The sequence below is a fragment of the Neisseria wadsworthii 9715 genome, assembly GCF_000227765.1.
GTDB classification, from domain to species: Bacteria; Pseudomonadota; Gammaproteobacteria; order Burkholderiales; family Neisseriaceae; genus Neisseria; species Neisseria wadsworthii.
Genome location: NZ_JH165159.1, coordinates 1,678,022 through 1,697,045, shown reverse-complemented (window position 1 = coordinate 1,697,045; position 19,024 = coordinate 1,678,022). Strand labels below are relative to the sequence as shown.

Sequence of the window (19,024 nt, the reverse complement as noted above, 5' to 3'; positions counted from 1 at the left end):
TTGCTGTGAAAGGCCGGATAACCGGGCGCGAAGCGGCTGTAGTGTGGTTTAGTGGGGATTGGCAAAAGTAAAACCGCCCGAAACCAAACGGACGGTTTTGAGTGCCGGGTTATCAGCGTTTTTTACTTTGTTCGTAAATAGGCATGACTTCCGGCATCATTCTGCGCAGGTTTTTCATGCGGGCATTATTAGATGGGTGGGTGGACAATATGGTACCCAAGCCGCCGTTGCTGCCTGCTACACGATTCATTTTTTCCCAAACTGTGATGGCTGCTTCAGGATTGTAGCCGGCTTGAGCCATCAGGCGCAGGCCGCCTTCGTCTGCTTCGTCTTCCTGTTTGCGCGAGAAAGGTTTGGTGATGCCCAGATCGCTGACCAGTGTTGTGCCTAAATTAACCATGTCGCTGCTGGCACCTGTGGAAGACTGCAATACGGCACCGCCGATGTCGGCAGCCAAACCTGTTAAGACTTGCTGGCCGACGGCTTTTTTACTGTGTTCGAGCAGGGCATGAGTCATTTCATGGCCGACAACGGCAGCGATTTCGTCATCGGTGAGTTTCAGGCGGTCAACGATGCCGGTGTAAACGGCCATTTTGCCGCCGGGCATAGCCCAAGCATTCATTTCATTCGATTTGATAACAGTCATCTGCCATACGAAAGGCACGCCGGTTTTGTTGGCTTGGTTGGCATAAGGCTTCATGCGGTTGAACACGGTATGTACCCGGCGGGAAGTTTGAGATGTGTTATCGATCATGTTTTTATTGCGCGCGGCAGTCACAACGCCGGTGTATTGTTTGGCTGCTGCCTGATTCAGTGTGGCTGTGTCATAGCCGACGACGTCGGCTATTCCGGTACAGCCCGACATACTTAAGCTTATCGTAGCGATCAAGGCTGTAAAGGTGGTTTTTTTCATGTATATAAACTCCTGCAAATTCGGCATTAATCATCAAATGCCTGTCTGAAAATATCGTTATGGTTGGTTTGCGGTTTGGCTGCATGCGCCGTTTGGTTTGTAATATTTTGTTGCTTCGGGCAACAATTTTTGCAGATTGTCTATCCGCTGCTTATTGGTAGGGTGGCTTGAGGCTACTATGTTTTTAAAATTATGGTTACTTTTGAGGCTTTCCATTTTTTTCCACAGGTTCACGGCTTCTTGCGGATGATAACCTGCTTGTGCCATCAATTGCATGCCGCCTTTGTCGGCTTCATTTTCTTGACTGCGCGAATAGGTCATTTTAACCCCATAGTGAGTAATGACATCTGTGCCGAGATTGGCAAAACCGCCGCTTACGCCGGTGGTGGCCTGTAAAGCGATGCCTGCCGTTTTGCCGGCAAGTCGGGTGAGCACTTGTTGACCCGCTTTCTTTTTGCCATGTTCTTTTAATGCGTGGGTCATTTCATGGCCGATAACGGCTGCGATTTCTCCATCGCTTAACTTAAGCGTGTCGGCCATTCCGGTGTAAAACGCCATTTTTCCACCGGGCATAATCCATGCGTTCAGCTCTTTGGATTTGATAACTGTTATCTGCCAGTCGAATGGCGTGCCGGTTTGGTTTGATTGTTCTGCATAGGGTTTCATGCAGTTGAAAATTCGGTGGACGCGGCGGGCAGTTTCCGACTCAGTATCTACAAGATAGCGGCCGTCGGCAATCCTCATCATTTGGCGGTATTGTTTGGCGGCGGTTTGGTTGAGAGAAGCCGTATCATGGCCGGCCATCTCTGCAACGACATTACAACCGCCGAGTAAAAGTAAGACGGAAGATAATGTGAAGGCCCGCACAATAGTATGTTGGGTTTTGATCAAAATTCACACTTTCTGAGTTTTAAAGAACATAGCATAAATAAACGGGCTAATTAATGCTTTTCGATGAAAGGTTATCCCGGTAGGGTTTGGCATCATGCTTACATTTGAATAGAACCGCTTACGGTTTGTATGATTTCTTCGGTGCCCGGGTTGTCGGTTGTCATTTCCGGTGCGGCGGAAAGTGCAGCTTCCATAGTTTGGGATTTCATGGCCGCAGTTTGATGTGTACGGAAATTGCTGTCGATTTTGATATTCACGATTTTATAGCCCCTAAAACCTAAAGTTTGGCTGATTACCTCGGCGCGGTTTTTAAAATTTTTTAAAGCTTGCTTGCTCAACTCATTGGTGATTTCGCTGCGTTTTTCAGGCGATACTGTAAAGCTTAAACGCATTACGGCAGCATCGTTTTGGCCGGCGGCAATCAGTTTGTTTAATGCTTGAAAATCTTTGCTTTCCACGCTGACATACGCACTGTCGTACCAGCCGGTTATTTTGCCTTTTTCATCGTAATGAGGTTGGGTGCTGCGATTGATTACCGCACCTTTAAACGCTTTGTTGGCTGAAATTCGAGCGTTGAGCGCGTTGAGACGGTGGGTGATCCGGTTGCTGACCGCGTGACGGTCTTTGCCTTCTTCTTCAATAGCAAAAATAACGCGCATTAAGTCGTTATCGGCAGTTGTGCTTGCACTTTCCGAAAAAGAGACTACATTGTAGTTCAAAGGTTCGGCACATGCCGGAGCGGCAATTAGTGGCAGTAATAGCAGAGCAATGGCTTTACGCATAAGTTTCTCCTTTATAAATTGGAAAAAATATTTTACATATTAAACGGAGATTATTTATTTCTACTTTAGATCATCTTAAGGATTTACTCGTTTTGCATGAAATATTGATTTTCACAGCTATACAAATGCCTGTCTGAAAAAAACTGTAAGTAATTTGCTGTAATGGCTTGTCAAGCCTACTGCTTTAGCAGTATAACCGAACAGGCATTATCATTAACGATTATTCATCTGTGTAAAAAGGTATTTATCATGTTTTTTGACAAAATCGAAGCCGCACCTGCCGACCCCATTTTGGGTTTGGGCGAAGCATTTAAAGCAGAAACCCGCGAAAATAAAGTCAATCTGGGTATTGGCGTTTACAAAGACTCAAAAGGCCAAACCCCGATTGTAAAAGCCGTGAAAGAGGCTGAAAAGCGTCTGTTGGAAACTGAAAATACCAAAAATTATTTAACCATCGACGGTGTAGCGGAATACAACGCACAAACGCAAAAATTACTCTTTGGTGCAGACAGTGAAATCATTGCTTCCAAGAGAGCCAAGACTGCGCAAAGCTTGGGTGGCACGGGCGCGTTGCGTGTGGCGGCTGAATTTATCAAACGTCAAACCAACGCTAAAAACATCTGGATTTCATCACCCACGTGGCCGAATCATAATGCGATTTTTAAAGCTGTGGGCATTAATATCCGCGACTACCGCTATTATGATAAAACCACGCATGGCCTGGATTGGGGCGGCTTGATTGAAGATTTGAGCCAAGCCGAAGCGGGTGATGTGGTGCTTTTGCACGGCTGCTGCCATAACCCGACAGGTATCGACCCGACGCCCGAACAATGGGAAACCTTGGCGAAAATGTCTGCCGAAAAAGGCTGGCTGCCATTATTTGATTTTGCTTATCAAGGTTTTGCCAATGGTTTGGAAGAAGATGCTTACGGCCTGCGTGCTTTTGCCAAGCTGAACAAAGAATTGCTGGTGGCCAGCTCTTATTCCAAAAATTTTGGTATGTACAACGAGCGAGTGGGTGCGTTTACCGTGGTGGCTGCCGATGAAGAAACAGCCAACCGCGCGTTCAGCCAAGTGAAAACCATTATCCGCACAATATATTCCAACCCGGCTTCGCACGGCGGTGCAACAGTGGCTTTGGTGTTGAAAGACGAGGCCTTGAAAGGGCAATGGATTGCCGAACTGGATGAAATGCGCGGCCGTATCAAAGAGATGCGTCAGCAATTTGTAGATTTGCTGAAAGAATATGGCGCGAAGCAGGATTTCAGCTTTATCGTGAAACAAAACGGTATGTTCTCATTTTCAGGCTTAACACCCGAACAAGTTGACCGCTTAAAAGATGAGTTTGCAATTTACGCTGTGCGTTCAGGCCGTATCAATGTGGCGGGTATCACACAAGACAATATCCGCTATTTGTGCGAAAGCATAGTGAAAGTATTGTAAGCATTGAAAAGATAAAGCGGTTGAACTTTGAAAGCCACTTTATTTATTGAACATGGTGGAATTCCATATAGTGAATTAACTTGAAAATATGGGCCGAATTAGATTAGCCCCTTTAATAATGCCTGTCTGAAAGTTATTCAGACAGGCATTATTATTTGTGGATTGAGTTGGGCTTTACACTAAACCTTTTTTCTCTAAATAGCTTTCGTAGTCGCCCAGATAATGTTCGTAACCGCCTTTGCCGTCTAGCTCGATGATTTGGGTGGCCAGTGAAGATACAAACTGGCGGTCGTGCGATACGAAAATCAAGGTGCCTTTGTATTTTTCCAATGCCATGTTTAAGGATTCGATGCTTTCCATATCCATGTGGTTGGTCGGCTCGTCCATAATCAGCACGTTCGGTTTCAGCAGAATCAGTTTGCCGTAGAGCATACGGCCTTTTTCACCGCCTGAAAGCACTTGCACTTGTTTCACCACGTCGTTGCTGCCGAACAGCAAACGGCCGAGTGTGCCGCGGATAACTTGTTCGTCGTCGCCTTCCTGACCCCATTGGCGCATCCATTCGGTGAGGTTCATATCCACATCGAAATCGTTTTCATGGTCTTGCGGATAGTAGCCGACATTGGCTTTTTCCGCCCATTTGATGGTGCCGGCATCGGGCTGGATACCTTCGCTGTATTCGGGATTGAATGCGCCTGCCAACAGTTTCAGCAAGGTGGATTTACCTGCGCCGTTCGGGCCGATAACAGCCAAACGCTCGCCTGCTTCCAGCATGAAACTGAGGTTTTTGAACAAGGTGTTTTCAAAAGATTTTGCCAAACTTTCCACTTCCACTGCCTGGCGGTGCAGCTTGGCTTTTTCGTCGGTTTCAAATCGGATATACGGGTTTTGTCGGGTGGAGGGTTTCACTTCCACCATTTCGGCTTTAATCTTGTCGGCCTGCTTCAAGCGGCTGGTGGCTTGGCGGGCTTTGGATTTGTTGGCAGAGAAGCGCGCCACGAATTCTTGCAGCTCTTGCAACTTTTCTTTGGCTTTGGCGTTGTCTTTCAGGGCGCGTTCACGGGATTGTGCGGAAGCAAGCATGTAATCATCATAATTTCCGGGGTAGATGGTGATGCTGTTGTAATCTACGTCGGCCATGTGGGTGCACACTTCGTTTAAAAAGTGGCGGTCGTGCGAGATGATGATCATGGTTGAATCGTATTGGTTCAACACGCCTTCGAGCCAGCGGATGGTGTTGATGTCCAAGTTGTTGGTCGGCTCGTCGAGCAATAATACGTCGGGTTTGGAAAACAATGCCTGCGCCAGCAACACGCGCAATTTGAAACCGGGAGCCACTTCGCTCATTTGGGCGTTGTGTAATGATTCTTCGATGCCTACACCGCTCAATAGCTCGGCTGCACGAGCTTCGGCGGTGTAGCCGTCGTATTCGGCAAACTTGGCTTCCAATTCGGCGGCACGCATGTAGTCGTCTTCGGTGGCTTCGGGGTTGGCATAGATGGCGTCGCGCTCAGTCATTGCCGCCCACATTTCGGTGTGCCCCATCATCACCACGTCCAATACGCGCATGTCTTCGTAAGCGAACTGGTCTTGACGCAGCTTACCCAAACGCACGCCGTTTTCAATGGCCACTTCGCCGCTGGTCGGCTCCAAATCGCCGCCGAGAATTTTCATGAAGGTGGATTTGCCCGAACCGTTGGCACCAATCAAGCCGTAGCGGTTACCTTCGCCGAATTTGACGGATACATTTTCAAACAGCGGCTTGGCGCCGAACTGCATGGTTATGCCGTTGGTAGAAATCATGTTGAGATACCCTAAAAAGCTGTTGTCAAAAATGGGCGATATTCTACCATACCGGCGGCTTGTATGCGGCTTTACATTTGGGATTTATTGAAGATAAATGCCTGTCTGAAAAAGCTTTCAGACAGGCATTTACCGAATATGCCGCCTTTTTACACAACTTGTGCAGGGCGTGAAACGGGCTGCGAACCGTTGGGAGGCGGATTCGGCTATAATCAAAAAATAATTTACATGGAAAAACGTATGAAAAAAGCTCTGATTTTGTCTTTGCTGTATTGGGTTACGCTGCCTTTTGCGCACGCGGAAGTGTTTACCTGCACCGACCGCTACGGCAATAAAGTGTATACGCAGAATGCAGGTTCGGCGAATTGCAAAAAAGCCGATATAGGCCGCCCGAGCATTTATTCGGCAGAACCGGCCAAGCCGGTACACTATACGCCGCCGGCTCCTGCACCCGAGCCTGCTCCCGATCCGGCTTATCAGGCTGCGGAGAAAAAAGTGAAAGATGCGCAGCGCGCTTTGGAAGAAGGGAAAAAAGTACGCTACGGCAACGAACGCAATTATGTACGCTATCTTGAGCGCATTGCAGGTTTGGAAGCCGAAGTGAAAAAAGCACAGGATGAATTGAACGGGCTTTCGGACGGCGGCGCGGTTTCCGAGTGAGGCGCGGTTGTGTGCAGCGAATGGTTATTTCACCGTGGTTTCGTTATGCATGCTTAAAGCCTGAATATAACTGCCGTGTGATTACGATTTAATAAATAGAAATGCCTGTCTGAAAGTTTTCTGCAAAGCTGAAACTTTCAGACAGGCATTGTGTATTTGCTTGGGCGAATCACTTCAATTGAGCGAGCAGCTTGTCGTGAATGCCACCGAAGCCGCCGTTGCTCATAATCAGGATATGGTCGCCGCTTTGCGCCTGTTTAGCGATTTCGGCAACAAAGGCATCGAAATCGCTGCCGGCATGCAGTTTGCTGCCGAGCGGTGACAGGGCTTCGGCCACATCCCAATCTACTCCGCCGGAATAGCAGAATACCAGGTCGGCTTCACTCAGGCTTGCCGGCAGGGCGGCTTTCATGGTGCCCAGTTTCATGGTGTTGGAACGCGGCTCCAATACGGCCAGAATGCGCGCGCTGCCGACTTTTTGGCGCAAGCCAGCAACGGTGGTGGCAATGGCGGTGGGGTGGTGGGCGAAATCGTCATAAACGGTGATACCGTTGATTTGGCCTTTGGTTTCCATGCGGCGCTTCACATTTTTGAATCGGCTCAAGGCTTCGCAGGCGGTTTTTACGTCCACGCCGGCATGGCGGGCGGCTGCAATCACGGCCAGCGCGTTCATGCGGTTGTGCTCGCCGATAATGTCCCAAGCCACATGGCCGGCTTTTTCGCCGTTGAGCAACACGTCAAACGCGCCGTTTGCGTCTACTGCGCCGACCTGCCAGCCTTCTTTGCCGCCGAAAAATTCGACAGGCGTCCAGCAGCCTTTATCGAGTGTGTCGCGCAGGCTTTGCTCAGTGCCGTTGCAGACGATCAGGCCTTCGGCGGGAACGGTGCGCACCAAGTGGTGGAATTGGGTTTGGATGGCGGCCAAATCGGAGAAAATGTCGGCATGGTCGAATTCCAGATTATTCAGAATAGCGGTGTGCGGGCGGTAATGAACAAATTTGGAGCGTTTGTCGAAAAATGCGGTGTCGTATTCGTCGGCTTCAATGACGAAAAACGGCGAAACGGAATCCGCATCTTGGCGCGGCGCTTGCGGTAGGCGGGCGGATACGCTGAAATTCTGCGGCACGCCGCCAATCAGAAAGCCGGGAGCCAAACCGGCATATTCCAACACCCAGGCCAACATGGAAGCGGTGGTGGTTTTGCCGTGTGTGCCCGCTACGCCGAGCACCCAACGCCCTTGCAATACGTTTTCAGACAGCCATTGCGGGCCGGAAATATAAGGCAGGCCGCGGTTTAAAATGGCTTCAACCACGTCCATGCCGCGCTTGGCCACATTACCGATTACATAAACATTGGCTTGAAAGGTATCCAACTGCGCGGCATCGAATCCTTCGTGTACGCCTATGCCTAAAGCTTCAAGCTGGGTACTCATCGGCGGATACATTTTGGCATCGCAGCCGGTAACTTTGAAGCCTGCTTCTTTGGCAACTGCTGCCAGGCCGCCCATAAAGGTGCCGCCGATGCCGATAATGTGGATGTGTTTCATGGTGTGGGTTTCGCTGAAAACAATGAAAGGTGTGTATTATAGCTGTGAAAGTTGATATTTTCTAATATGCAATGCCTGTCTGAAAAAAGTGTTCAGACAGGCATTGCTGCGTGGCGGCCGTGTTATTTCAGCGCGCGGATGCCTACTGCATCGCGCACTTTATCCAACAAAATGCGGGCTTCTTTGCGTGCACGCGCGGCGCCGGCTTGCAGGATGTCTTCGATTTGCGCGGGGTTGGCGGTAAGCTCGTTGTAGCGTTCGCGTTTGGGCGCTAATTCTTCATTGAGTTTGGCACCGAGGATTTTTTTGGCTTCACCCCAGGCCAAGCCTTCGGCCAGCATGCGAGTGAATTCTTGGGTTTCCTGCTCGGTGGCGAAGGCTTTGTAGATTTCAAATAATGGGCTTTCACCCGGTTCTTTAGGTTCGCCTGGCTCTTTCAGGTTGGTGATGATTTTGTTGACTGATTTTTGCAGCTTTTTCTCGGTTTCAAAAAGCGGGATGGTGTTGCCGTAGCTTTTGCTCATTTTTCGGCCGTCCAAGCCGACCAGGGTTTCTACATGTTCTTCAATTTTGGCTTCAGGCAACACAAACAGCTCTTTGAAGCGGTGGTTGAAACGGCCTGCGATGTCGCGCGCCATTTCAACGTGTTGGATTTGGTCACGGCCTACGGGTACGTCGTGGGCGTTGAACATAAGGATGTCGGCACTCATCAGGATGGGGTAGCTGTATAAGCCCATTTCGATTTGATGGTCTTGGTCTTCCTGGTCTTTGTCGAGATTATCCTGCACGGCGGCTTTGTAGGCGTGGGCGCGGTTCATCAGGCCTTTGGCGGTAATGCAGGTGAGAATCCAATTTAATTCGAGGATTTCGGGAATATCGCTTTGGCGGTAGAACGTGGTGCGCTCGGGATCGAGGCCGCAGGCCAGCCAGGTGGCGGCTACGGCTTGGGTGGATTGGTGGATGGTTTCCGGGTCGTGGCATTTGATGATGCCGTGATAATCAGCCAGAAAGAGAAAAGATTCTGTGTTTTCGTTTTGGCTGGCGCGGATGGCGGGACGGATGGCGCCGACGTAGTTGCCCAAGTGGGGAATGCCGGTAGTGGTAACACCGGTGAGCACGCGTTTTTTAGTCATGATCAGGCTGCTTTCTGCTGGAATGTTTTTCAGACAGGCATATGCCTGTCTGAAAGTGTGTTGCTAAATGGTTTAAAACTGCTGAATCTTATCAGAATCTGCTTTAGTCTGCATAATCCTGCCCTTCGTTGTGTTGCAGGCGGGCGGCAAATTCATCGCATGCTTTGATTAGGGCGGCAGATAAGGGTTTGTCGAAAGCGGAGTGGCCAGCCTGGACTATACGAAGCTCTGCTTCGGGGAATACTTGTTTTAAATCCCAAGCGCTTTGCATGGGGGTGCACATATCATAGCGGCCCTGCACGATGATGGTGGGAATGTGGCGGATTTTTCGGATATTGCGCAAAATGGCGCGTTCGCCTTCCAGCCAGCCCAAGTGCATAAAATAATGGTTTTCGATGCGGGCGATCGCGAGGGATTTTTCTGCATCTTCATCTACGGGTTTGGGCTCGAACTGAATCAGCCAGCTTTCCCAATCTGCCCAGGCTTTAGCTGCGTGAAGAGCAACGGTGTGGTCTTTGGAAAACAGCATTTCGTGGTAAGCCTGAACAAGGTTGCCACGCTTTTCTTTCGGTACGGGCGCAATGTAGTTTTGCCACTGCTTGGGATAAATTTGGCTGACGCCGCCGGCTTCGTTAATCCAGTTGATTTCGTTTTGGCGGCACAGAAAAATGCCACGCAAAATCAGGCCGAGCACGCGGTCGGGATGGGTTTCGGCATAGGCCAGCGAGAGCGTGCTGCCCCAAGAGCCGCCGAATATCAGCCATTTGTTGATGCCGAGCATTTCGCGGACTTTTTCAATATCCTCTACCAAATCCCAAGTGGTGTTTTCTCGGGTTTCGGCAAAAGGCAGGGAGCGGCCGCAGCCGCGCTGATCAATGATAATAATGCGGTAGGCGGTGGGGTCGAAAAATCCACGGCATGAAGGCGATGCTCCCGCCCCGGGGCCGCCGTGCAGGAAGATCACGGGAATGCCTTTTGGGTTGCCTGACTCTTCCCAATAGATTTGGTGGGTATCCGATACCTGAAGCATGCCGTTCCGGTTGGGCAGGGGGACAAAATACATAGTTTTCCCTTTATTGAGGATATGAAAGTTTGTAATTTTAGTGCTTATTGCTTACTATATTGATGATTTGGTGGACAGAATGTCTACTTTGCATTGTTCATAGAGCATTTTTTGCAACACGGGCTGCTGCTGTTCGTTAAATGTGAGGCGCAGGCATTTTATTTCATCAATACGTAGAGGTACGTTTAGTGATGTTTGTGCATTTTTTAAATGGACTTTATGGATGCCGAAGGGGAGATCTTTATGGATGTGATGGCCATTGTGTATATGGCCTATTTTGATGTCTCCGGCATAAACTTCGTAAACAACTTTGGCGTTTTTGTAGTTATGCGGGCGATAAATATAGAGCTTGCCGTGGTTATATTCAGGCTGCTCTAAGTGGACAAATCTTGGCGAGCTGGATTGGCAAGCGGTAAGGGCAAGTGGAAATAACATACAAACAAATAAATATTTTTTCATAATGCAAATCCTTTTTCCGTTGTATTGCGAATTAGTTATTTTGATATAGTTTTGATAATTATAATAAACTTATTTATATATTTTCTCAATTTAAAATTATCTTTATTTTTGGAATTTAGTTTGTGTATGGTTTGATTGGATTATTCAAGCAATAATCAATGTGGTCAGACTCAAACAGTCGATAGGTTGTAGAACAGCAAACCGCCATTATTATTGGTTTAATATAGTTTCATTGCTTTTGTATAAACATTGTAAACAAATTATATTTTTTGCTAATTGTTTAAAGATTAATGGTATGCAAATGTCGTAGGCGGCTTAAGTTTAAGAGTCTATTTTGGGGTAAAGCGAGATGGTAGATATGCAAAAATTTGAAGCTGCGTAATAAACAAGTTTTCAGACAGGCATTGTTGGGAATAATGCCTGTCTGAAAACAAATGTTTATGGCTGAATAATCTGCTTGCCGCTGAAATCGTAAGTTCCCCAGCCTTGGGCATTTTTTACTGCGATGGAAGGCTCTTCTTCGGAGAGGTAAATCTCATCAAATTCAGGTTGTACTCCCCATCGGCCTTGCCGGTTGAGTACGCCTTTCTTGTTTTGTTTGTTTTTGTGTGAGACAACAATCAAGCCGTGCGGCTCAATAAATCTTACGAGGGGAAAAGCACGGAATACTTGCTTGCCGGTTGGTTCAGCGCGAACTCTTGATTATATTGAAGAGATTCAAATTCATCGTATGCATAGTTGGAAATTGTGCGCGGGTAAAGGCGAACTCCGACGGAATCAGCCATTCGTCCTTGGCGTTAACAAATTCTTCATGATTGAGCATCTGTGTTTGTTGTAGAGTGCAATATAAGCTTTTGGATCAGCCCCTTCTATTTCTTGCCAATCTTTGTCGAAATAAATCGTGTGTTGAGGTTCAAGTCTGGCGGCAGCTTTCTGAATATCTGCGGTGCGTTTTAAAAACTCGGCTTCGCTGAGCGGAAGCTTATCGTAATCGGCGTAATTGTTTGAAAATTTAGGCAGGCTTTGGCAGGCACTGAGAGATGCGATGATAATTGAAATAAGAAAAAACGTTTTAATTTTAGCATTTATAAGCCGTAATATTCCTATTTGTTAGATTTTGCAAACGGCTTAACAAAATAACATATTGTTTACAAGCCGAATATAATCTGTGTCTTGCAGCTTGGCTTAAAGGGGTTTAAATTCTCATGTTTGATGATTTTTCAGACAGGCATTTTTAAGCCATGCATTATTTCAGTATTCATAACCAAGCGGGCGAGCATTTAGGCTTTTTTATTATGTTGCCGGATGATGAAAACGCACACCCGCAGAGCGGGCGTTTTATTGTTAAGCTGCAAAGCGAAACGAAGCCTCAAGATCAGGCGGCTTTGAGAGTGCTGGAAGAGTTTGGCGATTTAACGCAGCCGTTTTGCTGGCGCGTGGAAAAAGACCGGATTAATCTTTATAAAGAATCGGAGAAAATCGGCAGCTTGCGTAACGAATTTTTAAGAATCGGCACACAATCGCTGATATTGGGCGATATGACAGGAATGATGTAAACCATGGAAAGCATTTATATTCTGATACCATTGAGTATCATTCTGGCATTTTTAATCGGCTATTTTTTCTGGTGGTCAGGCAAAAACGGGCAGTTTGATGATTTGGAAGGCCCGGCGCACCGGATTATTATGGACGATGACGAATATCATCCTGAAGAGGGTAAATCCAAGCCGGTTGATTCTGCGGCGGAAGAGAAACATGATCAAAGACAATCTTAATTTCGCTGTCGGTCGCCGTTTTGCGCCGCTTTTCGGCACGCAATTTCTCGGCGCATTCAATGATAATCTGTTTAAAACCGCACTGTTTGTGTCTATTAGCTTTTACGGTTTGGGCGATAATGCTTGGCTGCAGCCCAGCCAAATGCTGAATTTGGGGGCATTGCTGTTTATTTTGCCCTATTTTTTGTTTTCTTCGATTTCCGGTGAATTTAGCACCAAATTCGATAAAGCGAAACTTGCCAGCATAATTAAGATATTGGAAATCTTGATTATGTTGGTAGCCGCTTACGGTTTTCTGATTCAGTCCGCTCCTCTGCTGTTGGCTTGCCTGTTTATGATGGGAGCGCAATCTACCTTGTTCGGGCCGTTGAAATACGCCATTTTGCCCGATTATCTGAATAGTAAAGAGCTGATTATGGGCAATAGCCTGATTGAGTCGGGTACGTTTTTAGCGATTTTGTTTGGTCAGATTTTGGGTACGTTTGTTGCCGGCATGAGCCATTATGTGGTGGCAACATTAATCATTTTGACTGCATTCGTGGGGTTTGTAACTAGTGTATTTATGCCGCCGGTAGCCGCCAAGCGGCCGGATGTGCGGATTGATCCGAATATCGCCCGCAGCACTTGTAGCCTGCTGAAAGCCACATTCGCCCAGCGCGAACTTTATACCGCGATTATCGGCATTTCGTGGTTTTGGCTGATTGGTGCGGTTTATACCACTCAATTGCCCACCTTTACTAAAATCCATTTGGGCGGCAACGACAATGTGTTCAACCTGATGCTTGCCTTGTTTTCCATCGGCATTGCCGCAGGTTCAGTATTGTGCGCCAAACTCAGCCACGAACGGCTCCGTTTAGGCTTGGTTGCCGTCGGCACTTTGGGCTTGACCTTGTCCGGGGTGTTGCTGGTGTGGCTCACTTACGGCACGCACCATGTTGAGTTGAACGGCGTGTGGTATTTCCTTTCACAGCCCCGCTCTTTGCCAATCATGGCCTGTATGGTTACCATAGGATTTTTCGGCGGCTTTTTCTCCGTGCCGCTTTATACTTGGCTGCAAACTGCCAGCAGCGACAGCTTTCGCGCGCACGCTGTTGCCGCCAACAATATCGTGAACGGCTTGTTTATGGTTATTGCCGCTCTGGCTAGTGCCTTGCTTTTATTTTTGTTTGACAGCATTAACCTGCTTTATTTTTTAGCCGCATTGGGTAATCTCGGCATGCTTTATTATCTTTTGAAGCTGGAGCCGAAGATATGGGAAGATTTGAAGTCTTATTTGGGTATGAAGTAAACCATGCCTGTCTGAAAACGAGCAATGCAGGTTTCTGCGAAGCTAAAATTTTCAGACAGGCATGGTTTTTTATATCGAATGGTTTAAGGCGCCGCTTCAAAGCCGGTTACTTCCAAGCCAAAGCCGGTTAAGCCGTTCATAGAAGAGGGTTTGCCCATTACGCGCATTTTTTTCACGTTTAATCCTACAAGAATTTGGGCGCCGATGCCGTAGGTTTTTCTATCCCACTTTTTGATTTGGAATGTGTTTTTCGGCAAGGTGCGGTCAAGCAGAGCGTCGCCGTCTTCCGTGCGGTGCAGTAGAATAATCACACCGCTGGCGGCGTTTTGGATATGTTCCAGCGCTTTGGGCAGCGGCCAGGAATGGTTGGGATCGGCTTGTAGAAAGTCCATTACGCTGAAGGGTTCGTGTACGCGCACAAGAGTTTCTGTTTCGGGCGACAGTTCGCCTTTAACTAAAGCCAGATGGGTTTCGCCGGAGAGTTTGTCTACATAAACATGCTGTTGGAAAGTGCCCCAAGGGGTTTGTACGGTAGTATCACCCATTTCTTCGAGCAGGCTTTCGGTGCGGCTGCGGTATTCGATTAAATCGGCGATGGTGCCGATTTTGAGGTTATGTTCTTCGGCGAACTTCATTAATTCGGGCATACGCGCCATAGTGCCGTCGTCGTTGAGAATTTCACAGATAACGCCGGCAGGAGAAAGGCCGCTCATTTCGGCAAGATCGACCGCTGCTTCGGTGTGTCCGGCCCGCACCAATACGCCGCCTTTTTGTGAACGCAGCGGGAAGATATGGCCGGGTTGTACGATGTCTTCGGGTTTAACGTTGGGCGATACGGCAGTTTGAATGGTGAGGGCGCGGTCTGCGGCGGAGATGCCGGTGGAAATGCCGTGGGCTGCTTCAATGGAAACGGTAAAGTTGGTGCCGTATTGGGCGCCGTTTTTTTGCGTCATTTGCGGCAGGTTAAGGCGGTCGACCATGGCATCATTCATTGGCAGGCAAACCAGGCCGCGAGCGTGTTTGATCATGAAGTTGATGGCTTGCGGGGTAACGAATTGGGCGGCCATAACGAGGTCGCCTTCGTTTTCTCGATCTTCTGCATCGGTGATGATGACCATTTTGCCGGCTTTGATGTCGGCCAGAATTTCGGATATAGGTGAGATTTGCATAGTGTTGGCGTTTGTTTTCTGAGGGTTTGGAGAATTTGGGCTTGCGGTTGATGTGGTTTCGGAGTAGTTGCCGTCGAGCCACATAGCGGGCATGCCTGCTGATTGTTCGATTTTGCGGGCTTTGCGCTCGCCGAAGGGTTTGTTTTTTAAAAGGGCGGAAAGCTCACCTTGATTGATACCGGTTTCTGCGGCAAAAAGTGATTGCCGCCCTTGATGTAGGCGGTCTATCCATAAGCGCAGGTTTTTACGGCGCTGATCGGTAAGATTCATGTTATGAGGGTGTTATGAACTAAAAAGCGGATATTACGCTCGCCACAAATAAAAGTAAAGTTTTATATAATTGTATTTATTTTTACTTTAAAGTAAAATATAGATTTGAAATGAATGCCTGTCTGAAAATGTTTTCAGACAGGCATCTTTAGTATGTTTAGAAATTAATAAGCGGATATGTAAAATCTTTGGTTGCTACTGCCATCACAATGGTATAGGCGGATTTGGTTTTTATGTTTGCCGGCATCCAGACATTTGCCGTTCAGTGCGCTGCGGATGGTTTTACCTTCGCGATACCATTTCTGGTTACTTTTGCCATGACATTGGTAGGCGATAACGGGCGCGCCGTCTTGGGTTTGATTACCGGCCACATCCAAACATAATCCTTGTACGCGGATGCTGTCATTGTGGAAGGTGAATTGTTGGTTGCTTTTACCGTGGCAGGTATGGGCGATGATGTCTTTATTGTTAGCACCACTCAAATCAAGGCACCTGTCATCGGGAGTTCGGATAAGGTAGGTGCCTGATTGCCCAGGCTTACGCGGAAGCGGGTTGCGCTCGGAGCGGGGCGCTTCTGTGTGGATATCGGGAATAGTATTATACACATCGTCAGGATGGCCGATATAAATGCAGCCGCCAAGTAAAAAAAGTAAAAGATACAGACTGTGTTTCAATTTCATAAGTTGTTTCCTTGTTACATTGTGTTTGATTAATTTTGTAGACTTTCAGACAAGCATTTTGCTTGTATTGCTATGAAGTTGGATATTTTGTACAAGGCCCTTCACTTGCTGCAGGCTTTGTATTGCCTGCGGTTCGCTACCTTGTATGAAATATTTTTTTCACGGCAAGATTCTGAAACATTCAGTTTCATGGTTTTTATGGGTTATCGTGATAATAAATGCCTGTCTGACATTTTTCAGACAGGCATTAATGTTTAACGGCACTATTTGAAAAATTATTCTTTATCTTCTTTGTTTTCTTTTTTCGGCGCGGGTTTTTTTGCAGCCAAACCTAAAGATTTTTGCCATTGGGCGGGCGATTTCACCAGCTCTAAGGCTTTTCTCAATTGGTCGTCTTTAGCCGGATTGGGTTCGCGGCGAGAAGAAAGATCTTCTTTTTCTTCTTTTTCATCTTTTGCACCGGGCGAAGATGAGGCTTCGTCAGGCTCAAAGATGTTGCCGTTAACTTCCGTGCCGCCGCTTGGATTGCCGATGTGGCCGGCAAGGTCGGCTTCTCGGCTTTCAAATAAGCGTTTCTTATCTTTCACTTCCACATCGGGCACGATACCTTGTGCCTGAATCGAACGGTCGTTAGGTGTGTAGTAAAGCGCGGTTGTCAGTTTGACCGCGCCGCCGTTGGAAAGCGGCAATACGGTTTGTACGGAGCCTTTACCGAAACTTTGCGTACCCACGACAACGGCGCGTTTATGGTCTTGCAGCGCACCGGCTACGATCTCGGAAGCTGAAGCGGAGCCTGAGTTGATTAAGATGGTAATCGGGATGTGCTTCATTTCAGCCGGTACACCCGCCAGCGGGTCTTGCCCCATGCCGATCATATAATCTTTTTTAACGGAAGAAAGTTTCAAGCCTTCTTTACCGTCACGTCCTTTTGTGCTGACTACCGGTTGGCCTTCTTTTAAGAAGGCGGCCGATACACCTACCGCGCCGTTGAGCAAACCGCCCGGGTCGTCGCGTAAGTCGATAATCAGGCCTTTGAGTGCGCCGCTGTTTTGTTTATGCAGGGTTTTGAGGGCATCGTTTAAAGCGGTAACAGTGCGCTCTTGGAATTGGCTGATGCGCACATAACCGTAGCCCGGTTCGAGCAGCTTATAGCGCACGCTTTTCACTTTAATGATGGCGCGGGTGATTTTTACGGTAATCGGTTTATTAACGTCTTTGCGTGAAAGGGTTAATGTGATGGATGTGCCGGGTTTGCCGCGCATTTTTTTCACAGCTTCGTGTACGGTCATGCCACGGGTGGATACGCCGTCGATTTTGGCAATAAAGTCGCCGCTTTTTACGCCGGCACGTTCGGCGGGTGTGTCTTCAATCGGTGCGATTACTTTTACGAAGCTGTCTTCTGCGCCGATTTCCATGCCTAAACCGCCGAATTCTCCCGAGGTCGATTCTTTAAGGTCGGTATAGTCTTTTTTGGTCATAAACTCAGAATGCGGATCCAAACCGGCAACCATGCCTTTCATGGCGCCTTCGAGCAAATCTTCGTCGGTTTTGTCTTGGTAATAATTGGCTTTAATCTGCCCGTATACCTCTGCCATGGTGCGGATAGACTGCACGGGCAGTGAGCTTTGGCTGTCTTTTTCTGCTGCATAGCTCTGAACACTCAGGCTCAGTATCACGCCGCTGAAAGCGCCGAGGGTATAAAGAGCGACTTTTTTCAAAGTAGAATTGGCCATTATTTTTTGCTTTCTCTTTCTTTCTGTGTCTGTCGGAGGCAGTTACGAACTGTGGAACTTTATTGGATTTGTTTTTCAGTATCAACCAATCACGGGTAAAAATATGCTAATGAATCGTTACCTTATCCATGAAAGTGGGTTCATGGGCTGGTTGCGGTAGCGGATTTCAAAGTACAAACCTTGCTCGCCGGCCGGTAAAGTGCCGCTTGTACCGATATAGCTGCCGGAGCCTACGTTTGAGCCGCCGCTCACACCGATACTGTTTAGGCCGGTATAGATGCTGACATAGCCGCCACCATGATCTACCACAACGGTATTGCCGTAGCCGCCAAGCGTGCCGGCATAGGCAACGGTGCCTGAGGCAACACTGCTTACACCGGATGGCGGGGTGGCGAAGAATACACCGCGCCATGTGCCGCCGCTGGCACGCGCTTGGCCGAAACGGCCGGTTACGCTGCCGCCGACGGGTTTGCGCAATCTGCCCTGCATGCGACTGAAACTGCTGCCTTGACTTTGATCCGGCCCGGATAAGGCGCGGTCTTCAGCGGTAAGGTTGCCGTGCGGAGCAGCAGTGTTGTTTTTTTGTTTGGTTTGTTTTTGTGATTGATTGGATTTTTTGATGCGCTCTTGTGCGGCTTGTTTGCGGCTTTGGGCTTGAGCTTTTCTGCTGGCGGCGTTGCGGCGTGAAATATCGGCGAGGATGTTGTTCAGCCGGCGCTCGTCTTCGCGTAGTTTGGCAATTTTCTGGGTTTGGCTGCTGATTTGGGCGTTGAGCTCGTTGCTTTGTTGCTGCGCCGCGCTGCGGGTTTTACCCAGTTTTTTGAGCGCGGCTTGTTGGGCTGCTTTGAGTTTTTTTAGGCGGTTCAGCTCGGCATCAATGGCTTTTTCTTGTTGCTCGAGCTCTTTTTGCTGTTTAACCAGATTGTTTATCACTTTTTCGTTGGCCTGGTTAATATGTTTGATATATTCCAGATAACGGGCTTTTTGGCCGGGTTCGGCATTTTTCAAGAACAATGAAATAGAGTTGGGTTGGCGGTTTTTATAGTGGCCCGCGAGCAGACGGGTGATTTGGGCTTTTGTGCCGGTGACTTCGGTTTTGACTTTTTCCAATTCGTTTTGTAATTTCTGCAACTGATTCCAGGCTGCGTTTTGCTGGCGGGTAATGGTGGCCAGCTCTGCCCGGGCTTTTTCTAATGCGTTCAGACTGGCATTTAATGCTGCTTGCGCGCGGCGTTGGGCGGCCTGTTTTTGTTTCAGGTCGGTTTGCGCATTGCTGATGGCTTTTTGGATATTTTGCAGCTCTTTTTGGCTGGGCTGGGCAAATGAGGGAAGGCTCAGACATAAAAGAACAGTGAGCAATAGGGGCTTCAGTTGCATGGTTAATTATAGTTAAGCAGACGAAATCTTACCGATTAT

Annotated in this window: 18 protein-coding genes; 5 read left to right on the top strand and 13 right to left on the bottom strand. The window is 48.1% G+C overall.

Going from position 1 to position 19,024, the window contains the following annotated elements:
* Positions 1-112 precede the first annotated feature (112 nt).
* The 3 genes from HMPREF9370_RS07840 to HMPREF9370_RS07830 all read right to left on the bottom strand — a co-directional run bounded on the left by HMPREF9370_RS07840 (position 113) and on the right by HMPREF9370_RS07830 (position 2,586).
* Positions 113-913, bottom strand: coding sequence for a M48 family metallopeptidase (locus tag HMPREF9370_RS07840; RefSeq protein WP_040667062.1), 801 nt, complete (start codon positions 911-913; stop codon positions 113-115).
* Between the two features lie 57 nt (positions 914-970).
* The gene (locus HMPREF9370_RS07835) at positions 971-1,804 is read right to left on the bottom strand and encodes a M48 family metallopeptidase (protein WP_244963441.1); all 834 of its coding nucleotides are present in this window, start codon (positions 1,802-1,804) and stop codon (positions 971-973) included.
* A 98-nt stretch (positions 1,805-1,902) separates the two neighbouring features.
* Entirely contained in the window at positions 1,903-2,586 is a 684-nt protein-coding gene (locus HMPREF9370_RS07830) for an SIMPL domain-containing protein (RefSeq protein WP_009116894.1), read from the bottom strand.
* 249 nt (positions 2,587-2,835) lie between these two features.
* On the opposite strand from HMPREF9370_RS07830, the gene HMPREF9370_RS07825 reads away from it, so the two are divergent.
* On the top strand, positions 2,836-4,029 hold the full coding sequence (locus HMPREF9370_RS07825; protein WP_040667060.1) for an amino acid aminotransferase: 1,194 nt from the start codon (positions 2,836-2,838) through the stop codon (positions 4,027-4,029).
* A 174-nt stretch (positions 4,030-4,203) separates the two neighbouring features.
* On the opposite strand, the gene HMPREF9370_RS07820 is transcribed toward HMPREF9370_RS07825, so the two are convergent.
* Positions 4,204-5,832 (bottom strand): ABC-F family ATPase, encoded by a 1,629-nt coding sequence (locus HMPREF9370_RS07820; RefSeq protein WP_009116892.1) that lies wholly within the window; start codon positions 5,830-5,832, stop codon positions 4,204-4,206.
* 63 nt (positions 5,833-5,895) lie between these two features.
* Here HMPREF9370_RS07820 and HMPREF9370_RS07815 point away from each other — a divergent pair, with 63 nt between their 5' ends.
* Positions 5,896-6,492: a DUF4124 domain-containing protein gene (locus HMPREF9370_RS07815; RefSeq protein ID WP_009116891.1), complete on the top strand. Its 597-nt coding sequence runs from the start codon at positions 5,896-5,898 to the stop codon at positions 6,490-6,492.
* Positions 6,493-6,661: 169 nt separating this feature from the next.
* Here the strand turns inward: HMPREF9370_RS07815 and mpl are convergent, their stop codons facing one another.
* The 5 genes from mpl to HMPREF9370_RS07790 form a co-directional block, all read right to left on the bottom strand.
* On the bottom strand, positions 6,662-8,038 hold the full coding sequence (gene mpl, locus HMPREF9370_RS07810) for a UDP-N-acetylmuramate:L-alanyl-gamma-D-glutamyl-meso-diaminopimelate ligase (RefSeq protein WP_009116890.1): 1,377 nt from the start codon (positions 8,036-8,038) through the stop codon (positions 6,662-6,664).
* A gap of 122 nt (positions 8,039-8,160) precedes the next feature.
* Positions 8,161-9,171, bottom strand: coding sequence for a tryptophan--tRNA ligase (trpS, locus tag HMPREF9370_RS07805; RefSeq protein ID WP_009116889.1), 1,011 nt, complete (start codon positions 9,169-9,171; stop codon positions 8,161-8,163).
* Positions 9,172-9,274: 103 nt separating this feature from the next.
* A complete protein-coding gene (gene pip, locus HMPREF9370_RS07800; RefSeq protein ID WP_009116888.1) occupies positions 9,275-10,234 on the bottom strand; it encodes a prolyl aminopeptidase in 960 nt (319 codons plus the stop codon).
* A gap of 54 nt (positions 10,235-10,288) precedes the next feature.
* Positions 10,289-10,693, bottom strand: a complete 405-nt coding sequence (locus HMPREF9370_RS07795) for a DUF2846 domain-containing protein (protein WP_009116887.1) — start codon at positions 10,691-10,693, stop codon at positions 10,289-10,291.
* A 438-nt stretch (positions 10,694-11,131) separates the two neighbouring features.
* Entirely contained in the window at positions 11,132-11,317 is a 186-nt protein-coding gene (locus tag HMPREF9370_RS07790) for a WG repeat-containing protein (RefSeq protein ID WP_009116886.1), read from the bottom strand.
* A 617-nt stretch (positions 11,318-11,934) separates the two neighbouring features.
* Between HMPREF9370_RS07790 and HMPREF9370_RS07785 the strand changes: the two genes are divergently transcribed.
* Genes HMPREF9370_RS07785 through HMPREF9370_RS07775 form a run of 3 tightly spaced genes read left to right on the top strand, consistent with a single transcriptional unit; the run spans position 11,935 to position 13,756 of the window.
* Positions 11,935-12,249 carry an HLGFF motif protein gene (locus HMPREF9370_RS07785; protein WP_009116884.1) on the top strand — a complete coding sequence of 105 codons (315 nt, stop codon included), beginning with the start codon at positions 11,935-11,937 and terminating at the stop codon, positions 12,247-12,249.
* Between the two features lie 3 nt (positions 12,250-12,252).
* Entirely contained in the window at positions 12,253-12,468 is a 216-nt protein-coding gene (gene ccoS, locus HMPREF9370_RS07780; RefSeq protein WP_009116883.1) for a cbb3-type cytochrome oxidase assembly protein CcoS, read from the top strand.
* The gene (locus HMPREF9370_RS07775; RefSeq protein WP_009116882.1) at positions 12,449-13,756 is read left to right on the top strand and encodes an MFS transporter; all 1,308 of its coding nucleotides are present in this window, start codon (positions 12,449-12,451) and stop codon (positions 13,754-13,756) included. The genes ccoS and HMPREF9370_RS07775 overlap by 20 nt, the downstream gene beginning before the upstream one ends.
* 83 nt (positions 13,757-13,839) lie before the next feature.
* On the opposite strand, the gene ribBA is transcribed toward HMPREF9370_RS07775, so the two are convergent.
* The 4 genes from ribBA to HMPREF9370_RS07750 form a co-directional block, all read right to left on the bottom strand.
* Positions 13,840-15,195, bottom strand: a complete 1,356-nt coding sequence (ribBA, locus tag HMPREF9370_RS07770; protein WP_009116880.1) for a bifunctional 3,4-dihydroxy-2-butanone-4-phosphate synthase/GTP cyclohydrolase II — start codon at positions 15,193-15,195, stop codon at positions 13,840-13,842.
* 164 nt (positions 15,196-15,359) lie between these two features.
* Complete coding sequence (locus HMPREF9370_RS11820) at positions 15,360-15,875, bottom strand: lectin (protein ID WP_009116879.1); 516 nt, start codon at positions 15,873-15,875, stop codon at positions 15,360-15,362.
* Between the two features lie 275 nt (positions 15,876-16,150).
* Positions 16,151-17,608: a S41 family peptidase gene (locus tag HMPREF9370_RS07755; RefSeq protein ID WP_009116877.1), complete on the bottom strand. Its 1,458-nt coding sequence runs from the start codon at positions 17,606-17,608 to the stop codon at positions 16,151-16,153.
* Positions 17,609-17,725: 117 nt separating this feature from the next.
* Positions 17,726-18,985 carry a murein hydrolase activator EnvC family protein gene (locus HMPREF9370_RS07750; RefSeq protein ID WP_040667059.1) on the bottom strand — a complete coding sequence of 420 codons (1,260 nt, stop codon included), beginning with the start codon at positions 18,983-18,985 and terminating at the stop codon, positions 17,726-17,728.
* Between the last annotated feature and the right edge of the window lie 39 nt (positions 18,986-19,024).